This window comes from Nitratireductor sp. GZWM139, from assembly GCF_030068685.1.
Classification (GTDB): Bacteria; Pseudomonadota; Alphaproteobacteria; order Rhizobiales; family Rhizobiaceae; genus Nitratireductor; species Nitratireductor aquimarinus.
This window is the reverse complement of record NZ_JAMQML010000072.1, coordinates 1-316: the sequence shown is the minus strand read 5'-3', so window position 1 is coordinate 316 and position 316 is coordinate 1. Positions and strand designations below refer to the sequence as shown.

At 60.4% G+C, this 316-nt stretch carries 1 protein-coding gene; it reads left to right on the top strand.

Translation table 11 applies throughout. The features are described from left to right. Nucleotides 1–316 (top strand): DDE-type integrase/transposase/recombinase (locus tag NDI72_RS21975; RefSeq protein WP_283801806.1); only part of this gene is annotated, 316 nt, incomplete at both ends.

The following is a 316-nucleotide window of genomic DNA, read 5'->3' as shown; positions in this document are numbered from 1 at the left end:
CACCCAACGAGCGCTGGTCGCTGGACTTTGTCTCCGACCAGCTCACCGATGGTCGCCGGTTCAGGGTTCTGACGGTCGTGGATGACTGCACGCGCGAATGCCTGGCGCTCGTCGCTGATACATCCCTCTCGGGTCTGCGGGTTGCCCGAGAGCTCGAAGCGCTCATGGCGGTACGTGACAAGCCGAAGATGATTGTCAGCGACAACGGCACCGAGCTCACCTCCAATGCCATCCTGGGCTTCGCCGATCGGCACAAGATCGACTGGCATTACATCGCACCGGGAAAGCCGATGCAGAACGCGTTCATTGAATCGTT